Raw genomic sequence first — 18,478 nt, 5'->3', positions numbered from 1 at the left:
AATATCATCGCCAAGGCTTGCTGGAGTAATTTTCCATCAAAATCATACATCGTGGAAATAAAAACTTGACCTTGAGGGGCGAGAGGCATTCACTCCGGCCACTTTCAAGACAGGAGACCGTTATGAGCGTCGATACCGCACCCCGATCAACCACCTGGACCTATGTTGACGGTCAATGGCTGCCGGGCAACCCGCCCCTTATCGGCCCGACCTCGCATGCCATGTGGCTGGCCTCGACGGTGTTTGACGGCGCACGCTGGTTTGACGGCGTTGCTCCGGATCTCGACCTGCATTGCCAGCGCGTCAATCGCTCCGCGACCAACATGGGCATGACGCCGACGATGACGGCGGAAGAGATCGAATCTCTGGCGCTGGAAGGCGTGAAGAAATTCGATGGCAAGACCGCTATTTACATCAAGCCGATGTACTGGGCCGAACATGGCACACCCGGCAGCGTGGTTGCGCCTGACGCGGGTTCCACGCGTTTTGCGCTTTGCCTTTTCGAAGCCCCGATGGATGCCGGCAAGCCCCTGACACTGACGGTTTCGCCGCTGCGTCGTCCGTCTCCGGAAACCGCGATGACGGATGCCAAGGCTGGCAGCCTTTATCCCAACAGCGGTCGTGCCATCCTTGAGGCCCGTTCGCGTGGTTTCGACAATGCGCTGATGCGCGATATGAATGGCAATGTTGCCGAGACGGCGGCCTCGAACATCTTCATGGTCAAGGACGGCGTTGTTATGACGCCGGTCCCGAACCGCACCTTCCTCGCAGGCATTACCCGTTCGCGCGTTATCGGTCTTCTGCGCCAGGCAGGTTTCGACGTCCGCGAAACCACTTTGTCGGTTGATGATTTCCGCGCAGCCGATGAAATCTTCTGCTCCGGCAACTATTCCAAGGTTTCGCCGGTCACCAAGCTCGATGATCGTGAATTGCAGGCCGGACCGGTCGCGCGCAAGGCGCTCGACCTTTACATGGACTGGGCACGTCTCGGCAGCGACGTATAAGCCGGATTCGAAATTCGAACACCGAATAAAGCCCGTGCCAACAAGCGCGGGCTTTATTTTTTCGCCAAAGCCGGTAGTGCAGCGGCAAGGGCCCGCAGCGGCGCCGTCATGTGTTTATCGCGGCGAAGTGCTAGTGCGATGCGGCGCTCGACGGGCGGCGCCAGGGAGCGCCATGCCAGCCCCGAAAACTCGTCCTTCTGTTCGACCGCCATGCGCGGCACGATGGCGATGCCGAGGCCGGCTTCGGTCAATTTCTTGATGGCCTCGACGCTGCCAAGCTGCATGGCAGGCTGCACGGCACGCTCACTTGCTGAAAACCATTGATCCGTAAGCTTGCGGGTATTGCCGCCCTCATAAAGTAGGAGCGGTTGTGCGGAAAGGAAGGACGCGTCCATTGCCTGATCGGCCGGGAAGCTGTCGAGTGGGAACGCCGCGACCATCTCATCCAGATAGATCTCGCGAATATCAAGGCTTCGACCGCTGGCAGGTAGCGCGACCACTGCCGCATCAATGGTGTTGGCTTCCAGATGCCGCAGAATATCGGCAGTGTTTCCTGTCTGAACCTCGATATCGAGGCCGGGCATGGCCTTTCGTATTTTACCGAGAACAGGCGGCAGGAGATAGATGCAAGCGGTTGCTCCGGTGCCGATACGAAGTCGCCCGCTTGCACCGTCGCGGTGCGGTGCGACGGTGTCTAGCGCATGGGCGACCTCCTCGGCAATCCGCCTGGCATGAACGAGAAAATCGAGACCCGCCGCTGTCGGCTGTGCCCGGCGTCCGACGCGTTCGATCAGACGCACACCGAGCTGTTTTTCGAGCAGACGAATATGCAGACTGATGGCGGGCTGCGTCAGTCCAGCCTTATCGGCTGCTGCCGAGAAGCTGCCGAGCTCGGCCACATCCATAAAACTGCGAACCTGCCGCAGATCGACGTCCATGATAAAAGAAAACCTTATCGTTTGTATAAGTTCTATAATCTTTAATTTGTTTCAGCCGCGATGCACAATGGTTTCGTGAATGATTGCAGGACTTATTGAATGACACTTCCGAAAGCGCAAAGCCTCACCATCCGCCCCTGTGAGGAGGCGGATATTCCCGCTATCACGATGATTTACCGCGATGCTGTCCTGAATGGTCGAGCCAGCTTTGAAATTGATCCGCCGACCGTGGACGATATGCTGGCGCGTCGCGCCGCACTGGTGTCGGGTGGCTTTCCGTACATCGTCGCAAAAATGGCAGGGCAGGTGGCGGGATATGCCTATGCCGGCGCCTACCGGGCTCGCCCGGCCTATGGCGCAACGGTTGAAGATTCAGTCTATGTTGATCCAGCCATGAAGGGGCTGGGGATCGGGCGCAGACTGATGGACGCTCTGATCGAGGAAGCAACAGCACGCGGGTATCGGCAGATGATCGCCATTATCGGCGACTCGGCCAATACTGCTTCCATTGGTGTTCACCGCGCAGCCGGATTCGAGCACGTCGGCACATTCCGCTCCATCGGCTGGAAACATGGGCAGTGGCTGGATACCGTGCTGATGCAGCGCCCGCTGGGAGAGAGCGATACGACGCCCCGTTTTTGAGGCGCCGTAAAATTTGATCGTCAGGGTTTGGTCGAACCGGGAATTTCGACCTTCAGCGTGTCACCGGCAAGCTCGCTGCCCAGTTCTGCTAACTTCGTCTTCTTATCATAGACGCAGATGTGACTGATCGTGGCATCCGCACCCTTGGCCTTGCCGGTCAGAATCGCAAGGCCGAAATTCTCGCTGCCGATCGGATCGACAACGGCTTTGGCGTCCTCGATCATTCCCTCGCTTGCGGCAAGGCACTTCGCCTGTACGTCCCCGACGAACTCTTTCCATGCCTCGTCCGATGACGCGGATGCAACGCCTGCGGCAAGCAAAAACAGGGTGGCGGCGACGGCGCTGGTTTTCATCATGGGATTCCTTTTCTATTGCGATGCTGGACGGGCGAACGGATGAGCGAAAAACGGTACGCTTGGCTTGTGAAACAATTGTGGTCGAAAGGGTGTTGAGAGGAATTTTCTCTTTTGTTGGAACATTTTGATAATTCGCAGGTTGCCCAAACAGATCTTCGCTCCTATGGTCCGCTCACACGGTTTCTAGGAGCGGTTGTCCGCTGCAAAAAGGAGTAAAAACCATGGCTTTTGAACTTCCCGAACTCCCTTACGACTACGATGCGCTTGCCCCTTACATGTCGCGCGAGACGCTTGAGTTTCACCACGACAAGCACCACAAGGCATATGTCGACAACGGCAACAAGCTGGCGGCGGAAGCCGGTCTGGCTGACCTGTCGCTGGAAGAGGTCGTGAAGAAGTCCTTTGGTACCAATGCAGGTCTCTTCAACAACGCTGCCCAGCATTACAACCACGTTCATTTCTGGAAGTGGATGAAGAAGAACGGCGGCGGCAACAAGCTGCCTGGCAAGCTGGAAAGCGCCATTGCATCGGACCTCGGCGGCTACGACAAGTTCAAGGCTGATTTCATTGCCGCTGGCACCACGCAGTTCGGCTCCGGCTGGGCATGGCTCTCCGTCAAGAACGGCAAGCTCGAAATCTCCAAGACCGCGAACGGCGAAAACCCGCTGGTTCACGGTGCAGAGCCGATCCTCGGCGTCGATGTCTGGGAACACTCCTACTACATCGACTATCGCAACCTGCGTCCGAAGTACCTGGAAGCGTTCGTCGATAGCCTCATCAACTGGGACTACGTTCTCGAGCGTTACGAAGCCGCTACCAAGTAAGCTTCGCACCCTACTTTCTTCGAACACCCGGCCTTCGTGCCGGGTGTTTTGTTTTTGTGCTGTGCCTGTCACAAGCCTGTCATGGGGCCCGTTTATCGCGGCCCATCATGACTGATATCACGCCCCCGCTGTTCTCCTTCGGCATTGTTGCCGACCCCCAATATGCCGACATTGATCCGCGTCCCGAAATGGGCAGGTATTATGCCGAAAGTCCGCGAAAACTGGCGCAGGCTATTGAGGTCTTTAACGGCCGGGACCTTGCGTTCGTCGTGACGCTCGGCGACATCATCGATCGTGGTTTCGAAAATTACGACACGATGCTGGCGGTTTACGAAGGCTTGCGCCATCGTTCGATCCTGCTGCCAGGCAATCACGATTTCGCCGTTTCGGTCGAGCATCTGCCAAAAATCCATTCGCGGCTCGGGATGCCGTCGCCATGGTACGATTTTGCCATCGGTAAGGTGCGTTTCGTCGTACTGGATGGCAACGACGTCAGCCTGTTTGCACCACCGCTCGATGATCCGCGTCGCAGGGTTGCAAGAGAACGGCTGGACGCCTTGCGCGAAGTTGGTGCGATCAATGCGCAGGACTGGAACGCATCGTTGAGCAACGCTCAGTTCGAATGGCTGGAAGGTGTGGTCGAAAAGGCCGATCTGGCGGGCGAACGCGTGGTGATCTTCTGCCACTACCCGCTGTTTCCCGAAAATGCCCATAACATGTGGGATGCGCCTCGCATCATCGACCTTCTTACGCGCCATGTCTGTGTCGGCGCCTGGTTCTGCGGTCATAATCACGAGGGCAATTACGGTCTCCTGAACGGCAAGCATTTCGTCAATTTCAAAGGCATGGTGGACACGCCCGATGAGAACGCCTTTGCCATTGCCGAGGTCTATGCCGATCGCATCGAGATCACCGGCTTCGGGCGTGAAGAAAGCCGGTCGCTAGGGTTTTGACGTGGCGTTTTTCGGCTGATTGATGTCCCAGCCGCTGATCCAGAGCTGACGCAGCGCTTCGCCTTCGTTTCGAAAGAAGGTGCCTGTCTGGCCGCATGTGACCACGCGGTCGGACCTGAAATTGCGGATCGCCTGTCTCAGTTCGCACCATGCGACGATGTTGGTCGTCTCGGAGTAATAAATGACGGCGATGGGCCTGATACGTCGATGCGTCTGTGTGCTGCTCTCATCGCGATAGGCGATATCCAGTTTTTCTTCGTCCCGCACTGCCCGCCGGACAATAGCAAGGTCGATACCGCTCGGGGTTGGCGCCACGCTGCCCCAGGCATGCAGAGCGTTGGCCGTCAGCGTCCGCGATAATGGCTCGGGCACGGAGGCGGCGATCTTGTCGCTGACCCTTTTGGCCGCCTGTCGCAACTCGGTGTCCGCCGTTCTGCCAATCAGCGCGAGGGCCAGAACAATCGCCTCCGTTTCCTCGATCGAAAACATCAGCGGCGGCAGATTGAAGCCGGGCCGCAGGATGTAGCCGACCCCGCGTTCGCCTTCGATCGGCACGCGCATGGTCTGAAGCGCGACGATGTCACGATAGACGGAGCGTGCGGTGACCTCCAGCGTGTCGGCGATCTGCTGTGCGGTTACCGGTTTGCGGGCCACACGCAGGATCTGGATGATTTCGAACAGTCTCGACGCCTTGCGCATCGCCGTTTTCCTGAAGCTCTTGCTCACTCAACTGACATAACGTTGTCAGTTGCCATTCCCTATAAACGGAAAAACACATTGAGAAACAGGGTGTTTTCTTGATGCGCATTGATCCGATATCGGGAGATACTGACATGAGTTACGCGGAAAATCTCTGGCTTTTCTTTCTGGTGCTTTTTGGCATCGTCATTCTGCCGGGCATGGACATGCTGTTCGTTCTGGCGAGCGCGTTGACGGGCGGCAGGCGAACCGGCCTGTCGGCGGCAAGTGGCATGAGTGCGGGCGGCATTGTGCATTCCCTGTATGGTGCCGTTGGTGTGGGGGCGCTTGCTGTCTGGATACCATCGCTGTTCAAACCGCTGTTGATCGCCGGTGCAGCCTATATGGTCTGGATCGGAATCAGCCTCGCGCGCAGTTCCATCGTCGTGAACGGTGGCGAAGCGGATGCCAGCGTCTCGGCCAGAAAAGCGTTCTGGCGCGCCATGCTCACCTGCCTGTCGAACCCCAAAGCCTATCTCTTCATGATGGCGATCTATCCACAATTTCTCAAACCCGCCTATGGGCCGATCTGGATGCAGGGCGCGGTGATGGGCCTCATGGTCGCGGCAACCCAGTTTGCGGTCTATGGCGGGCTGGCATTAACGGCGGACAGAAGCAGGGCATGGCTTGTTTCCTCGCCTGCTACCACTGTTTTCATCGGTCGCGCTGCGGGTGTGATGCTGGTTGCAGTCGCATTGCTGACACTCTGGGAAGGGTTGTCTTAGGCTTCTGTTTTCACGCGAAATTTCACTTCAATGTGACTTCTTTTTGCCTGACGGAACGGGCATCCTCGCCCCGTTCGTATCAAGCCCGTTACCTGTCGGGATCAAGGAGAGAGTTCATGAAACTGAAAACCATCACGGCAGCGATGCTGTTCGGCTGTCTGTGCGCCGGTGCGGTTTACGCAGCCGGCGAAGTCGAAAAGCGCGAAGGCATGATGAAGCAGATTGGCGGCGCGATGGGGTCGCTCGCCGCCATTTCCAAGGGGCAGAAGCCTTTTGACGCCGAGGCGGTCAAGACTGCCGTGACGACAATCAGCACCAACGCCAAGGCTTTCCCGGACCAGTTCCCGGCTGGCTCCGAAGCTGGCAGTGCGGCAGCACCCGCCATCTGGGAAAATTTCGAGGACTTCAAGGCCAAGTCTGCAAAGCTCGGTGAAGATGCGGACGCGATTCTCGCCAGCCTGCCCGTGGATCAGGCCGGCGTCGCAACCGCCATGCAGAAACTCGGCGCCGATTGCGGTACCTGCCATCAGACCTACCGTCTGAAGAAGTGATGTTCATCGCATCGGGAAAGTCGCCTTCGGGTGGCTTTCTCTTGAGGCGTCGGATCGATCCGGTGCGCTCAGTGCAAATGTGAATGTCGATTGGTCTGAGAGGGGAGAGGGGTATGCCTTCCATCTGGACGAAACTTGCGGGCGGCGCCGTATTGGCCGCAGCCGCTGGTTTCGGTATTTTTATGGTCGTTACGGCGCCGGAGCGGCAGGCGCCAAGCCACTGGGCGAGCCTTGGAGAGCCGGACCTCGCCAACGGCGAGACGCTGTTCTGGGCAGGCGGCTGCGCAAGCTGTCATGCTGCGCCCGGTGTAACAGGTGATGCACTTCTGACGCTTGCCGGCGGTCAGGATCTGCCGAGCCCTTTCGGAACCTTCCGTGTGCCGAACATCTCGTCTGATCCGCAGCACGGTATTGGCGGGTGGACGCTGGCGCAGTTTGGCGACGCCATGACACGGGGCGTCGGCAGGGATGGTGAACATCTTTATCCGTCCTTCCCCTATGCATCCTATGCCAGGATGACCTCCAAGGACATCAACGATCTCTTCGGTTATCTCAAGGCGCTTCCCGCGAGCCAGAACGATGCACCGGGACACGACCTGCCATTCCCGTTCAACATGCGTGTCACCTTGGGTGGCTGGAAATTCCTTTATTTCGATAAAGGCGCCCCTCGTGTCGAACTTGCCAATGCCGATGCCGAACTGCTGCGTGGCCAGTATCTGGTGGAGGGCCCTGGCCATTGTGGCGAATGCCATACGCCGCGCAATGCGCTTGGCGGCTTCCTTGCGGACAAATGGCTGGCGGGCGGTCCCAATCCGGAAGGTGAGGGCAGAATTCCTGACATTACGCCAGCATCGGAAAGCATCGGCGGTTGGGCAGCCGAGGATATCGCAAGCTACCTCGAGACCGGCTTTACACCGGAGTTCGACAGCGTCGGCGGCTCCATGGTCAAGGTCCAGCAGAACATGGCACGGTTGACGGCGGACGACCGGGACGCGATTGCCGCCTATCTGAAGGCTGTTCCGGCGCGTTGAGGTGGAGAGGCATTGACTCTCCACTATCGCCGTCGGATAACAAAACTGTGATGGTTCCTTCCGGAAATCCGGAAGGTGAAAAGGGAACACGATAAGGAGCAATCCCCATTCGTGGCTGCCCCCGCAACTGTGAGCGGAGAGCCTGAAACGGAAATACCACTGGTCGGCTGCATGGCTGGAACCGAAAGGTTGGGCTCATGCGGGGGATAACCCGGCCGGGAAGGTGTTTCAGGTTTTGACCCGCGAGCCAGGAGACCTGCCCTCACGGAAATGTTTATGCCGGCGGGGTGTCCGGAGCAGCAGGATTACAGGGGCAGGTGACTGCGCCTGTGTCAGTCTCGCATTCCCCGTGGTGAATTGTATCGATGCGGTCCTGCGCCTGGATTGGACGCTTGCCCGTTCACAATGGCGCTGATGCGCCGGGAGAGGCTCACCATGTCTATTATCAATCAGAATACCGCCAATGCCGCTGTAACAGCGAAAAGCAGCAGCATTGCCCAATCGCTGACAGCGATCGTTCTCGGCCTTTTCGTCGTCGGTTTCGTCGGCTTCTCGCATGTCGAAGCTGTTCACAACGCAGCGCATGATACGCGCCACGCCAATGCGTTTCCCTGCCACTAAAGCTGAATGATTTCGGGGACTTTGCACCCTGAACGTGAAGCTGCTCCAGAATTTGAGGAAACAGGGCATGATGACGTTCGAAAGCCACTGACGCTTTCGGGTTCATGCTCCTGAGGGGGAAATTGCATGTCGTCTTTTCGCAATATTGTTTTTACGTCGGTGCTGGTCGGCTTGATTGGCGGTGTCGCCGTTTCGGCCATGCAGGCCGTTGGCACCACACCGCTGATCCTGCAGGCGGAAACCTACGAAAGCGCTGGTGGTGAAGCTCCACACAGCCATGACACGGCGCCGGCAACCGATGCGCAAACGACCGCACAGGCTCCAGCCCACACACATGAACATGACGAAGACGCCTGGGCTCCGGCTGATGGTTTCGAACGTGCGGCCTATACAGTCGCAGCCAATGTTCTGACGGCCATCGGTTATGCACTCGTCTTGACCGGTCTCTTGTCGTTGCGCGGCACCAACGGCGGTTGGCGTGAGGGCCTGTTGTGGGGTGTGGCGGGGTTTGCTGCCGTCATGCTGGCACCGATGATCGGTCTTCCGCCAGAACTGCCTGGAAGCCCGGCTGCCGCACTCGCCGCTCGTCAAACCTGGTGGATCGCAACCGTTGCCGCGACTGGCGGCGGTATTGCACTGATCGCTTTCCGACGTGAACCCTGGGCGGCGGTTCTGGCTCTGGTGCTGATTGTCGCGCCGCATGTGGTGGGTGCGCCGCTTCCGCCGGAAGGTGAACATGCGCTGGCGCCTCTGCCGCTGGAGCGTCAGTTCATCGTTGCCGCGACGGTGACGAGTTTCGTCTTCTGGGCATTGATTGGAACGCTAAGCGCCTTCTTCCTGAAGCGTTTCCAGTCGGTTTGACAACATGCGGGACGCGGCAGAATGGAGCGACGAACTCGACGCGCTGCGTTTCGCCGTTCCCGGTCACGGCGCGACCTGCGCCGTGCACCGCCTGGCCTTCAAGGCCCTGTTGAAGGGCGAGCCGGATCAGATGGCCGTTCTTGATTATTTTCAGCAACACAGCGTCGCGTTCATTGCCGCTGCAAAGGCCAAGATCGCCCGCCTGGACCTTCCTCTCGATCGCAGTCTGCATCTCAACAGCCGCGATATTCGTCGCGTGTTAGCTGGCGAGGGCGACGCTGTTAACCCTCGCATCTGCCGCGTTCTGGATCGCGGCAGATAGCTTCTGTCCTACTTCGTGTGTTCCGCTGCGAAAATTCTCAATTCCGCTTCGGCCTCCGGACCAAAGAGGCCAAGGGCTTTGAGAATTTCCGTTGCGAAACTGACCGGTGCGCTGCCCGGCGCCGTGACGATACCGCCGTCGCTGACGGCTTGCGGTTGATCGCGATAAAGACCTTCACCCAGATAGGCTTGATAGGCACGATGCGATGCCAGCGAGTTGCCGGTATGAGCGACATCGTTGAGGATGCCGGTTCCCGCAAGTGCGCTTGCGGCGGCGCAGATCCCACCGATCACACGCCCCTTGTTTCGAAACCGGTGCACAAGGGCACTGATATCCGCGGCCTCGCCTTTTTCCCAACTGAGACCACCGGCGATCACCAGAGCATCGATATTATCTGGATCAAGCGCGTCGTAGCGCATGTCGGGTACGACGTGCATCCCGCCCATGGAAACCACCGGCTGTCCGCTTGGCGACGCATGAACGATGTTCACGCCCAGATAGCTTCGGGCTGCTGCAGTGAGCAGTGCGGGCTCCCAGTCGGCAAAGTCTTGCGCCAAGGCGATAGCGATCCGAGTCATGGCCTTCTCCGTTGAGGATAATCAGGCGATGGATTGCATGTAACGCATGCCGGTGACGGGGCGCGGCACGAAATCCATGTTTTCATAGAAACGATGGGCAGCGACGTTGCCGGTAGCCGCACCAACGGAAAGGTAGTCGCATCCGAGGCGCTTGGCGATATCGCGAGCCCGCGATACAAGGTGCTGCCCGGTTCCATGGCCGCGATGGCCGTCACGCACGAAGAGGTGGTGCAGTTCAAGGCCGCGTCGACCTTCCTGCGCCCTGTAGAGCGGCAGAAGCAGTGCGTAACCGATCAGCTCGCCGTCCGCTTCAGCAACAAGACCGTGAACCCAGGGAAGGGCGCCAAACAGATCGCGTTCCAGCTTTTCGGGTGTCATCACAGATGCATCACCGTGATGAGCGGCAAGCAAGGTGATCATTTCGTTGAGTTCGGGAAGATCGGTCTTGCGCGCGCCGCGAATGATGACGACGGGCGGTCTGGGCAGTGTAAGGGCGCTATCTTCGGTCATTTTTCTGGTCCTTCGGTTCTATTTTTGCCGTCAGGACGCTTGAAAACAACAAAGCCGCCTGACGGCGGCTTGTTGACAATATGATCTGTCGAGCCGCCCTTTACAGGTAGGCCCAAAAGTACGAGCAGGAGATGGGTGCACGTTCGTTGATCATGCGCAATGGATGCTCTCGAATCGGAAATCTGTCAAGTCCGTTTACAATGCAAATCGTGCGGTCGCTGAAAGAATGGCAGCTTCCATCCCCGTGTCACTCGTTGCGTGCCCCGCGCCGTCAATGAGAACGAGTTCACTCCCAGGCCAGGCGGCAGCAATTTCAAAGGCGGTCACCGGCGGACCCTGCAAATCCTGCGTGCCCTGAACAAGCACGCTAGGGATGCCCGCGAGCACCTCTGCCTCTCGGATCAAGGCCCCGTCCTCAATCCAGGCGGAGTGTTGGAAATAATGCGCACAAAGGCGCGCGCGGGTCAGCCTGTAACTATTGTCGCGCCATTTCGCAGGAAAGGCAGCCCCGGCCGAGGATGTTATCGAGCCGGATTCCCAAAGGTGCCATTCCAGCGCGGCGGCTTCGCGAATGGCGACATCGGCATCGGTCAGGAGTTTGTAGTATGCTGCAACCGGATCGCACTGCATCTCCGCATCCGGTATGGCGGCGATAAATCGCTGCCACTGCCGGGGGAGAAACATCGATAGGCCTTTGTAGAGCCACTCGATTTCCATTTTTCGCGTTGTGGTGACGCCAGCCAGCACCATGACGCGGACATGTCGGGGGAAGCGTTGGGCATAGGCCAGCGCCAAGGTCGACCCCCACGACGTGCCAAACACCATCCAGCTTTCAATGCCGATGGATGCCCTGATGGCCTCCATATCGTCGATCAGATGATGAGTCGTATTATGTTCGAGGCTCTTCGCTGCGTTCGGGGTGCTGAGCCCGCATCCTCGTTGGTCGAACTGTATGATGTGATAACGCGACGGATCGAAATATCGCCGCGCTGATGCCGACATGCCGGAACCAGGACCGCCATGCAGCAGGAGAGCTGGAAGTCCCTTTGGCGTACCAGACAGGGTCAGGTGCAGTCGGTGTCCATCGGAAACGTCGAGGAACCGCGTTTCATAGGGTTCGATGGCGGGGAAGATGTCGGTCATGCAGCGTATCTCTTTGAGGGGAGAGGAGCGCAGTAACATGCGGTGAGTGACAGTTGCGTGTCACCAGCCAAGGTCATCTATCGATCAGTGCTCGCCGTGGCACATGCCGTGGTCGGAGAGCGCGCGGATCACATAGCAATCCTCGATCGAATGGCCGTCGCAGTGCGAGACGATGCGCTCAAGCTCGTGTTCGAGCTTTTTCAGCCGTGCAATTTTTTCTCGGACATCTGCGAGATGTTCGGCGGCGATACGGTCCGCACCTTCGCAGGGCATTTCGCGGTGTTGGCTGAGCGCAATGAGTTCGCGAATGGCGTCGATATTAAGCCCGAGATCGCGGGCATGGCGGATGAAGGCCAGACGTTCCAGATCGGTCTTTTCGTAACGGCGCTGATTGCCCTCGGAGCGATCCGCCTCGCGGATAAGTCCCATCTGTTCGTAATAGCGGATGGTCGGCACCTTGACGCCGGTGCGTTTGGAAAGTTCACCGATCGAATACATCTATCTCTCCAGAGCTCTAGTGACTGGAGAGATAGGTTTTTCCTGGAGAATTGCAATATTACAGCGACAATACCGTCCGCTGTTCTTCACCGGCCTGCTCGGCTTTTTGATTGTCAGGGTCGAGCGAGCGCTTGATCACGTCTGCAATCTTGTCCTCGATGGCCTTGCGTTCGTCAGCCGGCATTGCCGCAAGTTCGTCTTCCGAAATGCCCATCTGCTCAAGAGCTCTTGCGCGGATCATTTCGGCAGGCGTCATTTGCGACCATTCCTGCAGTTCGGCCAGCAGGCGGTCGTCGGAAGAGGTGTCTGCCGCCTCGCCAGAGAGCGTGGTGCGGACCGCATTCGCGCTGTCCAGTTCCCAAAGTGCAGAAGCAAGAGACGAAGAGCTGATGCTGGCGATGCTGTCGCCACTGTCGGATGCGGACTGGCCGGCGGTGGCCGGTTGCGCCGTCGACACGCTGGGAGAGGTGAACCCGGCATCGGCTATCGACTCACGAGTTCTGTATCGTGTCAGATAGTAGCTGTCTGAAGTCGAGATGGTGGTCACTGCGATTCTCCTTCCTGCGACCCGAATGACCAACAGGTAGATTCCGAAGCATTCGCGAGGGTTGCGTCCCACCGGCGCAGCGCAAGAGAATGCAGCTTCTCATTCCGATATCCTTATAGTATACCCCCCTATGCTATATGGAGGGTGACGATGTCCCACACGATCAGATACAAGGACAAGCTTCTGGCTCGCATCCGCCGCCTCAAAGGGCAGATGGAGGCCGTGGAACGAGCGCTTGAGGCGGGCAAACCCTGCGGTGACGTCCTGCAACTGTTGGCGTCCGTGCGTGGTGCCCTGACCGGTCTGACAGGGGAAATCATGCAGGAGCACCTGCATGAGCATGTCGTGCATGCTGAAAATGAAGACGAGCGGGCAAAGGCGGCGGAAGAGCTGGCTGCGGTGCTCAAGACCTATATCCGGTAATTGAAGACGGGGCGCTGCATCATGACGATGACGACAGACACATTGACAACAGCTTCACACGAGCACGTTTTTCTTGGCGATAATCACGAGCGCAACGAAAAGCGTGTCTGGATGGTCATCGCGTTGACGACGGTGATGATGGTGGCCGAAATCGTCGCGGGCAACTGGTTCGGTTCCATGGCGCTGACCGCAGACGGCTGGCACATGTCGACCCATGCCGGTGCCATGTTGATCTCTGCACTGGCCTATATGTATGCCCGCCGCGAGATCAAAAATCCGCGCTTCACCTTCGGGACCGGCAAGTTCGGTGATCTCGCAGGTTTTGCCAGCGCGGTCGTGCTGGCCGTTGTTGCGCTGATGATTGCCTGGGAAAGCGCCCTGCGGTTTGTCTCTCCGGTCGAGATCGATTTCAATCAGGCGATCCTCGTCGCCATCATCGGTCTCATCGTCAACCTTGTCAGTGCCTGGTTGCTGAAGGACGATCATCACCATCACATAGGTCATGACCACGATCATGGAAGTCATGCGCATCACGGCAGTCACGCCCATCATGGGGATCATGCCCATCACGGTGAACACGCGCATCATGGCGGCAAGGATAACAACTTGCGCGCCGCCTATCTGCATGTGCTGGCCGATGCACTGACCTCTGTTCTGGCCATCGTTGCGTTGCTGCTTGGCAAGTGGAATGGCTGGTCGTTTCTCGATCCTGCCATGGGCATCGTCGGCGGGTTGGTGATTGCCCGTTGGTCGTGGGGTCTGATCCGCGTCACGGCGGCGACACTTGTTGATGCCGTGCCGGTGACGGAAGATCTGCCGAAGGAAATTCGAGAGAAGGTAGAGACGGCCGAAGACCGGATTACCGATCTGCACGTCTGGCAGGTCGGGCCGGGGCATCATGCCGCAATCGTCGCCATTCGTTCCGAGGCACCACAGGCGCCTGCCTTCTACAAACAGAAGCTTGCGGCGATAGATGAGCTTTCGCACATAACGGTCGAAGTCAGTCCGCTAACGGCCTGAAAAGAATCGACCTAGTCGTCGTACTCGGAATAGGCGCTTCGAACCCACTGGACCTGTGCTTCCGCCTTGTCCTCGGCGGAGGCCGGCGTGGGGCTGTCCTGATAGGTGGGGGCGTTGGCACTGCCCACGGCCCACAGCACATTGGCCAGCGAGGTGGAGAGCACTGTACTGGAAACGGTGGGGTTGCCAGGGCCGCGCTTCACGGCCTGTTCTTCGGCGGCATTCTGTTGGCTGCCGCCCTTGTCTATGTCCCGGACACGTCCTTGATAATTGTATCCGCTGAGGCTGCTATCGATCTGCATGGCAGTGATTCCGCGTTTATAAGTTAACAAATGGTTAACGCGGACAGCTTGTGCGAAGCTTGCAGATGCTGCGTTGCAGCGACGTATTGGCTTGACAGCAGAGGAAGTGCTGCTTCGTTTTTGCGTTTCCGGGGCTTGCAAAACAGCAAAAAGACGTGAGCCGGACCGATTCCCTCAAAAAACGCCGCGCGTCCTTTCGAACGCACGGCACTTGAATAGTCGCGTATGGCGCATCGCAATACGCCACGGATGGGCCAATCAGGCCAGTTGTTTTTCCGGCGCTTTCTCCGGGGTTTTGTCGTCTGCCACGGCCTGCTCTTCTGGTTCCTGATCCGGTTCTGCTTCCGGTTCCTGCACTGCAGGCGTTACCATCGCAGCCACCAGGGTTTCGATGCCAATGGTGCCGACCGGCTTGCCATCTTCGTCAACCACGTGCGCGGTTGTTTCATTGGCTTCGGAAAGATCGCGAGCAATGGTTTCCAGCGTTGCCGTTTCCGGCACCGGCATGCCTTCCGGCTTGGCCACCAGCGGCTCCATTACCGTCGTCGCCTGCAACACACGGCCACGATTGACGTCACGCACGAAGTCGCTGACATAGCCGTCGGCCGGCGAAAGGATGATGCTCTGGCCGTCACCCTGCTGCACGACTTCGCCGTCTTTCAGAATGGCGATGTGATCTCCCAGACGCAGCGCTTCATCCAGATCGTGGGTGATGAAGACCACCGTCTTTTGCAGTTCCTGCTGCAGTTCAAGCAGCATCGTCTGCATGTCGACACGGATCAGAGGGTCAAGCGCCGAATAGGCTTCGTCCATCAGCAGAATGTCGGCGTCATTGCTCAGTGCGCGGGCAAGGCCAACGCGCTGCTGCATGCCGCCGGAAAGCTGGTTCGGGTAGTAATCCTCATATCCGGCCAGGCCGACCCGCTCCAGCCAGTAACGGCCTTTCTCTTCGCTCGTCTTGCGCGGCACGCCCTGGATATCGAGCCCGTAGACGCTGTTTTCCAGCACGGTACGGTGCGGTAGCAGGCCGAACTTCTGGAACACCATTGCCGTCTTGTGGCGGCGAAACTGGCGTAGCGCCGAGGCATTCATCGAGCAGATGTCTTCCCCGTCATACAGTACCTCGCCGGCGGTCGGGTCGATCAACCGGTTGATGTGACGGATCAGAGTGGATTTACCGGAACCCGAAAGCCCCATCACAACGGTAATCTTGCCGCCCGGCATCGTGATGTTGATGTTGTTCAGACCGAGCACGTGGTTGTGCTTGTCGTTCAGCTCGGTCTTGTCCATGCCGGCGCGAACCGCTTCGAGGTATTTCTCAGGATGCTTGCCGAAGATCTTGTAGAGATTCTTGATTTCGATGCTTTTAGCCATGGCTGACCTCGCGATGTTTCTGGAGACGTTTGCCGAATGCCTGGCTGGCGCGGTCGAACATGATGGCGATGGCCACCAGCGCGAAACCGTTCAGGAAACCGATTGTGAAGAACTGATTGTTGATGGCTTGCAGCACGTTTTTGCCAAGACCGCCGACGCCGACCATGGAGGCCACGACGACCATGGCAAGTGCCATCATGATGGTCTGGTTGATGCCGGTCATGATCGTGGGCAGCGCCAACGGAAGCTGGACATTGAACAGCTTCTGGCGGTTTGACGAACCGAAAGCATCGGCCGCCTCAAGCACTTCACGATCCACCAGCCGGATGCCGAGGCTCGTCAGTCGAATGACTGGCGGAATGGCGTAGATGACAACCGCGATCAGGCCGGGCACCTTGCCGATGCCGAAGATCACCACGACCGGGATGAGATAAACGAAACTCGGCAACGTCTGCATCACGTCGAGCACCGGATTGATGATGCGCTGCATGCGATCCGAGCGGCCCATGACGATGCCAAGTGGCAGGCCAATGACCATGGCGATGAGGGTGGCGATGGCGACAATGGAAAGCGTCGTCATCGCATCACGCCACAGACCAACCGCGCCTATCAGGCAGAGCGAGAGAGCGGTGCCGGTGGTGATGCGGAAACTGCGACCTGCAAGATGCACAAGGGCGAGAATACAGAGAAAGATGATGATCCATGGCGTCTGGATGAAAAACCGTTCCGATGCGTTCAGGAAGAGCTGCAGCGGGTGCACGACCGTATCGATGATGTCGCCATAATTGCGAACGATGTCGCGGAACCCGTCATCGATTGTTTTGCGCGCCACGCGCATGGTGCTGTTGCCAATAGCCGGAAACTTGCACAGCATGTCCGGCATGTAATCACATAAGGCCATTATTGTTGTTTTCCTTATTGTCGCTCACGGGAGCGGAGTAGCGGCCGCCAGAGGGGCGGCATGTCTTGGACATGCCCATAGCCGCTCAAACCACGGGCGGTTTGAAGGGATAGGGGCGAACGAAGGCTTCCGCCGGGTGGTGTTCCCGGCGGCTGCATGGTTTGTCTGTTCAGGCTCAGATCGATGCCTTGATCTTTTCGGCGACTTCCGGCGAAACCCACTTCGTCCAGATTTCCTCGTGGTTTTCGAGGAAGTACTGTGCGCCGTCTTCGTTGGTGCCCTGGTTTTCATCCATCCAGGCAAGGATTTCGGCGACGGTGGTGTTGTCCCACTGGCGCGCCTTGACGTAGTCGGCAGAGGCGCCGGCCTTTTCGGCAAAGTCCTTGGTCACGACGGTAAACACATCGGCGACCGGGTAGGCGTTCGGCTTCGGATCGGCGCAATCCACTTTGGCCGTGCAGGCATCAAAAGCTGCACGGTCGAGTTCCACGCCGTCATCCAGCTTTACCATCTCGTATTTGCCGAGGATGGCAGTCGGTGCCCAATAGTAACCTAGCCAGCCCTGCTTCTTCTCGAAAGCATTGGCGATGGAGCCATCGAGACCTGCGGCTGAGCCTGTGTCGACGAGCGTGAAGCCCTTCTTGTCGCCTTCGCGCGCCTTGTAGAGGTTAGCCGTCGTCACCTGGCAATTCCAGCCAGACGGGCAATTGTGGACGGCGCCCTTGCTCGCATCTTCCGGGGCAGGGAAGAGTTCGGGATGCTTCAGTGCGTCCTCGACAGTCTTGATCTCAGGATTTGCGTCTGCAACGAATTTCGGGATCCACCATCCTTCAACGCCGCCGTCAGTCAGGATTTTGGTGGCTTCAACCAGGCGGCCTTCCTTGATGGCTGCATCGAGCGGATCACGAACGGCGTTGACCCACAGTTCCGGCGCCATGTCCGGTTGACCCTTTTCATTCATGGAAGCGAAGGTCGGCATGGTATCGCCACTGACGATGTTGACCGTGCAGTCGTAACCGTTTTCCATGATGAACTTGTCGACATACGCTGCGACACCGGCCGATGCCCAGTTCATTTCGGCGATGGAGATTGAGCCGCATTCTTCGGCGGCGTTGGCGGAACTTGCTGCACCGGCAGCGACGAAAAAGCCCGTTACGAGAATGGTCGAGGCGAGGAGTTTCTTCATGGTTATAAGACCCCCAAGTCTAATGCAGTGTTTTCAACAGGCATACCGGGGCACTGCAAAGCCCGGCCTGCCAGAACATCGGCGCGAAAATCACGATGATTTTCGAAAAGCGCGATGCATTGCGAAACCCACGAAGAACCGTTCATGCCGGTGCTCCAGGGCAGACTGACATGGCGCTGGAAAAGCTGGAAAAGACCAGCTGAAAGAATAGTCGCAAGGCAAGCGACGAGAGCGCCGCGAAACCAGCGGCGAAAATGCGCATAAGTATGTCGACGAGCTGAATAATACGGCTGAAACGTGATATTGCAACCCGAAACGCCGCATTGCTGCCATGCACATGATTGGCGGAACATTTTTCGGATTCGATTATACTTTGAATTTTGGTGATTTATTCTTTTTATTTTCTTGATCTATAAATACAAAAGAATAA

24 protein-coding genes and 1 riboswitch are annotated in these 18,478 nt (G+C 58.0%); of the genes, 12 read left to right on the top strand and 12 right to left on the bottom strand.

The genetic code is table 11. The annotated features are described in order from the left end of the window. Positions 1–122 precede the first annotated feature (122 nt). A complete protein-coding gene (locus tag ACIQT8_RS12525; protein ID WP_262524930.1) occupies positions 123–1,004 on the top strand; it encodes a branched-chain amino acid aminotransferase in 882 nt (293 codons plus the stop codon). Between the two features lie 53 nt (positions 1,005–1,057). Here the strand turns inward: ACIQT8_RS12525 and ACIQT8_RS12520 are convergent, their stop codons facing one another. After that, entirely contained in the window at positions 1,058–1,945 is an 888-nt protein-coding gene (locus ACIQT8_RS12520; RefSeq protein ID WP_400966349.1) for a LysR family transcriptional regulator, read from the bottom strand. Positions 1,946–2,041: 96 nt separating this feature from the next. Here ACIQT8_RS12520 and ACIQT8_RS12515 point away from each other — a divergent pair, with 96 nt between their 5' ends. After that, positions 2,042–2,584 (top strand): GNAT family N-acetyltransferase, encoded by a 543-nt coding sequence (locus tag ACIQT8_RS12515; protein WP_400965624.1) that lies wholly within the window; start codon positions 2,042–2,044, stop codon positions 2,582–2,584. Between the two features lie 20 nt (positions 2,585–2,604). On the opposite strand, the gene ACIQT8_RS12510 is transcribed toward ACIQT8_RS12515, so the two are convergent. Next, the gene (locus ACIQT8_RS12510; protein ID WP_400965621.1) at positions 2,605–2,940 is read right to left on the bottom strand and encodes a hypothetical protein; all 336 of its coding nucleotides are present in this window, start codon (positions 2,938–2,940) and stop codon (positions 2,605–2,607) included. A 221-nt stretch (positions 2,941–3,161) separates the two neighbouring features. Here ACIQT8_RS12510 and ACIQT8_RS12505 point away from each other — a divergent pair, with 221 nt between their 5' ends. Both ACIQT8_RS12505 and ACIQT8_RS12500 read left to right on the top strand, forming a co-directional pair. Then, positions 3,162–3,764: a superoxide dismutase gene (locus ACIQT8_RS12505; protein ID WP_138794833.1), complete on the top strand. Its 603-nt coding sequence runs from the start codon at positions 3,162–3,164 to the stop codon at positions 3,762–3,764. A gap of 107 nt (positions 3,765–3,871) precedes the next feature. Further along, positions 3,872–4,717: a metallophosphoesterase gene (locus ACIQT8_RS12500; protein ID WP_400965618.1), complete on the top strand. Its 846-nt coding sequence runs from the start codon at positions 3,872–3,874 to the stop codon at positions 4,715–4,717. On the opposite strand, the gene ACIQT8_RS12495 is transcribed toward ACIQT8_RS12500, so the two are convergent. Beyond that, positions 4,706–5,416, bottom strand: a complete 711-nt coding sequence (locus tag ACIQT8_RS12495; RefSeq protein WP_262524939.1) for a YafY family protein — start codon at positions 5,414–5,416, stop codon at positions 4,706–4,708. The genes ACIQT8_RS12500 and ACIQT8_RS12495 overlap by 12 nt on opposite strands. 134 nt (positions 5,417–5,550) lie before the next feature. Between ACIQT8_RS12495 and ACIQT8_RS12490 the strand changes: the two genes are divergently transcribed. From ACIQT8_RS12490 to ACIQT8_RS12465, 6 genes are all read left to right on the top strand, one after another. Continuing rightward, a complete protein-coding gene (locus ACIQT8_RS12490) occupies positions 5,551–6,180 on the top strand; it encodes a LysE family translocator (protein ID WP_400965616.1) in 630 nt (209 codons plus the stop codon). Between the two features lie 116 nt (positions 6,181–6,296). Next, positions 6,297–6,731, top strand: coding sequence for a c-type cytochrome (locus ACIQT8_RS12485; RefSeq protein ID WP_400965613.1), 435 nt, complete (start codon positions 6,297–6,299; stop codon positions 6,729–6,731). Positions 6,732–6,844: 113 nt separating this feature from the next. Further along, positions 6,845–7,762 (top strand): c-type cytochrome, encoded by a 918-nt coding sequence (locus ACIQT8_RS12480; protein WP_400965610.1) that lies wholly within the window; start codon positions 6,845–6,847, stop codon positions 7,760–7,762. A 34-nt stretch (positions 7,763–7,796) separates the two neighbouring features. Then, positions 7,797–8,041, top strand: a riboswitch (cobalamin riboswitch). A 156-nt stretch (positions 8,042–8,197) separates the two neighbouring features. Continuing rightward, the gene (locus ACIQT8_RS12475) at positions 8,198–8,383 is read left to right on the top strand and encodes a CbtB domain-containing protein (protein ID WP_400965608.1); all 186 of its coding nucleotides are present in this window, start codon (positions 8,198–8,200) and stop codon (positions 8,381–8,383) included. Between the two features lie 126 nt (positions 8,384–8,509). After that, a complete protein-coding gene (locus ACIQT8_RS12470; protein WP_400965605.1) occupies positions 8,510–9,244 on the top strand; it encodes a CbtA family protein in 735 nt (244 codons plus the stop codon). Between the two features lie 4 nt (positions 9,245–9,248). Next, on the top strand, positions 9,249–9,566 hold the full coding sequence (locus tag ACIQT8_RS12465; RefSeq protein ID WP_400965602.1) for a hypothetical protein: 318 nt from the start codon (positions 9,249–9,251) through the stop codon (positions 9,564–9,566). An 8-nt stretch (positions 9,567–9,574) separates the two neighbouring features. On the opposite strand, the gene ACIQT8_RS12460 is transcribed toward ACIQT8_RS12465, so the two are convergent. The 5 genes from ACIQT8_RS12460 to ACIQT8_RS12440 all read right to left on the bottom strand — a co-directional run bounded on the left by ACIQT8_RS12460 (position 9,575) and on the right by ACIQT8_RS12440 (position 12,842). Further along, the gene (locus ACIQT8_RS12460; RefSeq protein WP_400965599.1) at positions 9,575–10,144 is read right to left on the bottom strand and encodes a type 1 glutamine amidotransferase family protein; all 570 of its coding nucleotides are present in this window, start codon (positions 10,142–10,144) and stop codon (positions 9,575–9,577) included. Between the two features lie 21 nt (positions 10,145–10,165). Then, complete coding sequence (locus ACIQT8_RS12455) at positions 10,166–10,654, bottom strand: GNAT family N-acetyltransferase (protein WP_138794842.1); 489 nt, start codon at positions 10,652–10,654, stop codon at positions 10,166–10,168. Positions 10,655–10,849: 195 nt separating this feature from the next. Continuing rightward, positions 10,850–11,797 carry a prolyl aminopeptidase gene (pip, locus tag ACIQT8_RS12450; RefSeq protein WP_400965595.1) on the bottom strand — a complete coding sequence of 316 codons (948 nt, stop codon included), beginning with the start codon at positions 11,795–11,797 and terminating at the stop codon, positions 10,850–10,852. A gap of 84 nt (positions 11,798–11,881) precedes the next feature. Next, positions 11,882–12,295, bottom strand: a complete 414-nt coding sequence (locus tag ACIQT8_RS12445; protein ID WP_262524961.1) for a helix-turn-helix domain-containing protein — start codon at positions 12,293–12,295, stop codon at positions 11,882–11,884. A gap of 58 nt (positions 12,296–12,353) precedes the next feature. Beyond that, positions 12,354–12,842 (bottom strand): hypothetical protein, encoded by a 489-nt coding sequence (locus ACIQT8_RS12440; protein WP_400965591.1) that lies wholly within the window; start codon positions 12,840–12,842, stop codon positions 12,354–12,356. 150 nt (positions 12,843–12,992) lie between these two features. Here ACIQT8_RS12440 and dmeR point away from each other — a divergent pair, with 150 nt between their 5' ends. Further along, entirely contained in the window at positions 12,993–13,265 is a 273-nt protein-coding gene (gene dmeR, locus ACIQT8_RS12435) for a Ni(II)/Co(II)-sensing transcriptional repressor DmeR (protein WP_400965588.1), read from the top strand. Between the two features lie 21 nt (positions 13,266–13,286). Then, entirely contained in the window at positions 13,287–14,285 is a 999-nt protein-coding gene (dmeF, locus tag ACIQT8_RS12430) for a CDF family Co(II)/Ni(II) efflux transporter DmeF (protein WP_400965585.1), read from the top strand. 11 nt (positions 14,286–14,296) lie between these two features. Here dmeF and ACIQT8_RS12425 read toward each other — a convergent pair whose 3' ends face one another. The 4 genes from ACIQT8_RS12425 to ACIQT8_RS12410 form a co-directional block, all read right to left on the bottom strand. Then, positions 14,297–14,587 (bottom strand): hypothetical protein, encoded by a 291-nt coding sequence (locus ACIQT8_RS12425; protein WP_138794848.1) that lies wholly within the window; start codon positions 14,585–14,587, stop codon positions 14,297–14,299. A 258-nt stretch (positions 14,588–14,845) separates the two neighbouring features. Then, the gene (locus ACIQT8_RS12420) at positions 14,846–15,961 is read right to left on the bottom strand and encodes a glycine betaine/L-proline ABC transporter ATP-binding protein (RefSeq protein WP_262524969.1); all 1,116 of its coding nucleotides are present in this window, start codon (positions 15,959–15,961) and stop codon (positions 14,846–14,848) included. Continuing rightward, positions 15,954–16,862 carry an ABC transporter permease gene (locus ACIQT8_RS12415; protein WP_400965581.1) on the bottom strand — a complete coding sequence of 303 codons (909 nt, stop codon included), beginning with the start codon at positions 16,860–16,862 and terminating at the stop codon, positions 15,954–15,956. The genes ACIQT8_RS12420 and ACIQT8_RS12415 overlap by 8 nt, the downstream gene beginning before the upstream one ends. 175 nt (positions 16,863–17,037) lie before the next feature. After that, entirely contained in the window at positions 17,038–18,048 is a 1,011-nt protein-coding gene (locus tag ACIQT8_RS12410) for an ABC transporter substrate-binding protein (RefSeq protein WP_400965578.1), read from the bottom strand. Between the last annotated feature and the right edge of the window lie 430 nt (positions 18,049–18,478).

Origin of the sequence: Agrobacterium sp. NPDC090273 (genome assembly GCF_044772305.1) — a bacterium.
Taxonomy (GTDB): domain Bacteria; phylum Pseudomonadota; class Alphaproteobacteria; order Rhizobiales; family Rhizobiaceae; genus Agrobacterium.
The sequence above is the reverse complement of the archived record's forward strand: the minus strand, read 5'-3'. Positions and strand labels throughout refer to the sequence as shown.

What these genes read in the sequence shown, in the direction of transcription:
- ACIQT8_RS12415 (WP_400965581.1), bottom strand. Translation starts at nt 16,862, where the DNA reads ATGGCCTTATGTGATTACATGCCGGACATGCTGTGCAAGTTTCCGGCT.
- ACIQT8_RS12455 (WP_138794842.1), bottom strand. Translation starts at nt 10,654, where the DNA reads ATGACCGAAGATAGCGCCCTTACACTGCCCAGACCGCCCGTCGTCATC.
- ACIQT8_RS12510 (WP_400965621.1), bottom strand. Translation starts at nt 2,940, where the DNA reads ATGATGAAAACCAGCGCCGTCGCCGCCACCCTGTTTTTGCTTGCCGCA.
- dmeR (WP_400965588.1), top strand. Translation starts at nt 12,993, where the DNA reads ATGTCCCACACGATCAGATACAAGGACAAGCTTCTGGCTCGCATCCGC.
- ACIQT8_RS12475 (WP_400965608.1), top strand. Translation starts at nt 8,198, where the DNA reads ATGTCTATTATCAATCAGAATACCGCCAATGCCGCTGTAACAGCGAAA.
- ACIQT8_RS12425 (WP_138794848.1), bottom strand. Translation starts at nt 14,587, where the DNA reads ATGCAGATCGATAGCAGCCTCAGCGGATACAATTATCAAGGACGTGTC.
- ACIQT8_RS12460 (WP_400965599.1), bottom strand. Translation starts at nt 10,144, where the DNA reads ATGACTCGGATCGCTATCGCCTTGGCGCAAGACTTTGCCGACTGGGAG.
- ACIQT8_RS12490 (WP_400965616.1), top strand. Translation starts at nt 5,551, where the DNA reads ATGAGTTACGCGGAAAATCTCTGGCTTTTCTTTCTGGTGCTTTTTGGC.
- ACIQT8_RS12500 (WP_400965618.1), top strand. Translation starts at nt 3,872, where the DNA reads ATGACTGATATCACGCCCCCGCTGTTCTCCTTCGGCATTGTTGCCGAC.
- ACIQT8_RS12515 (WP_400965624.1), top strand. Translation starts at nt 2,042, where the DNA reads ATGACACTTCCGAAAGCGCAAAGCCTCACCATCCGCCCCTGTGAGGAG.
- ACIQT8_RS12420 (WP_262524969.1), bottom strand. Translation starts at nt 15,961, where the DNA reads ATGGCTAAAAGCATCGAAATCAAGAATCTCTACAAGATCTTCGGCAAG.
- ACIQT8_RS12525 (WP_262524930.1), top strand. Translation starts at nt 123, where the DNA reads ATGAGCGTCGATACCGCACCCCGATCAACCACCTGGACCTATGTTGAC.
- ACIQT8_RS12495 (WP_262524939.1), bottom strand. Translation starts at nt 5,416, where the DNA reads ATGCGCAAGGCGTCGAGACTGTTCGAAATCATCCAGATCCTGCGTGTG.
- ACIQT8_RS12410 (WP_400965578.1), bottom strand. Translation starts at nt 18,048, where the DNA reads ATGAAGAAACTCCTCGCCTCGACCATTCTCGTAACGGGCTTTTTCGTC.
- dmeF (WP_400965585.1), top strand. Translation starts at nt 13,287, where the DNA reads ATGACGATGACGACAGACACATTGACAACAGCTTCACACGAGCACGTT.
- ACIQT8_RS12445 (WP_262524961.1), bottom strand. Translation starts at nt 12,295, where the DNA reads ATGTATTCGATCGGTGAACTTTCCAAACGCACCGGCGTCAAGGTGCCG.
- pip (WP_400965595.1), bottom strand. Translation starts at nt 11,797, where the DNA reads ATGACCGACATCTTCCCCGCCATCGAACCCTATGAAACGCGGTTCCTC.
- ACIQT8_RS12480 (WP_400965610.1), top strand. Translation starts at nt 6,845, where the DNA reads ATGCCTTCCATCTGGACGAAACTTGCGGGCGGCGCCGTATTGGCCGCA.
- ACIQT8_RS12465 (WP_400965602.1), top strand. Translation starts at nt 9,249, where the DNA reads ATGCGGGACGCGGCAGAATGGAGCGACGAACTCGACGCGCTGCGTTTC.
- ACIQT8_RS12485 (WP_400965613.1), top strand. Translation starts at nt 6,297, where the DNA reads ATGAAACTGAAAACCATCACGGCAGCGATGCTGTTCGGCTGTCTGTGC.
- ACIQT8_RS12470 (WP_400965605.1), top strand. Translation starts at nt 8,510, where the DNA reads ATGTCGTCTTTTCGCAATATTGTTTTTACGTCGGTGCTGGTCGGCTTG.
- ACIQT8_RS12505 (WP_138794833.1), top strand. Translation starts at nt 3,162, where the DNA reads ATGGCTTTTGAACTTCCCGAACTCCCTTACGACTACGATGCGCTTGCC.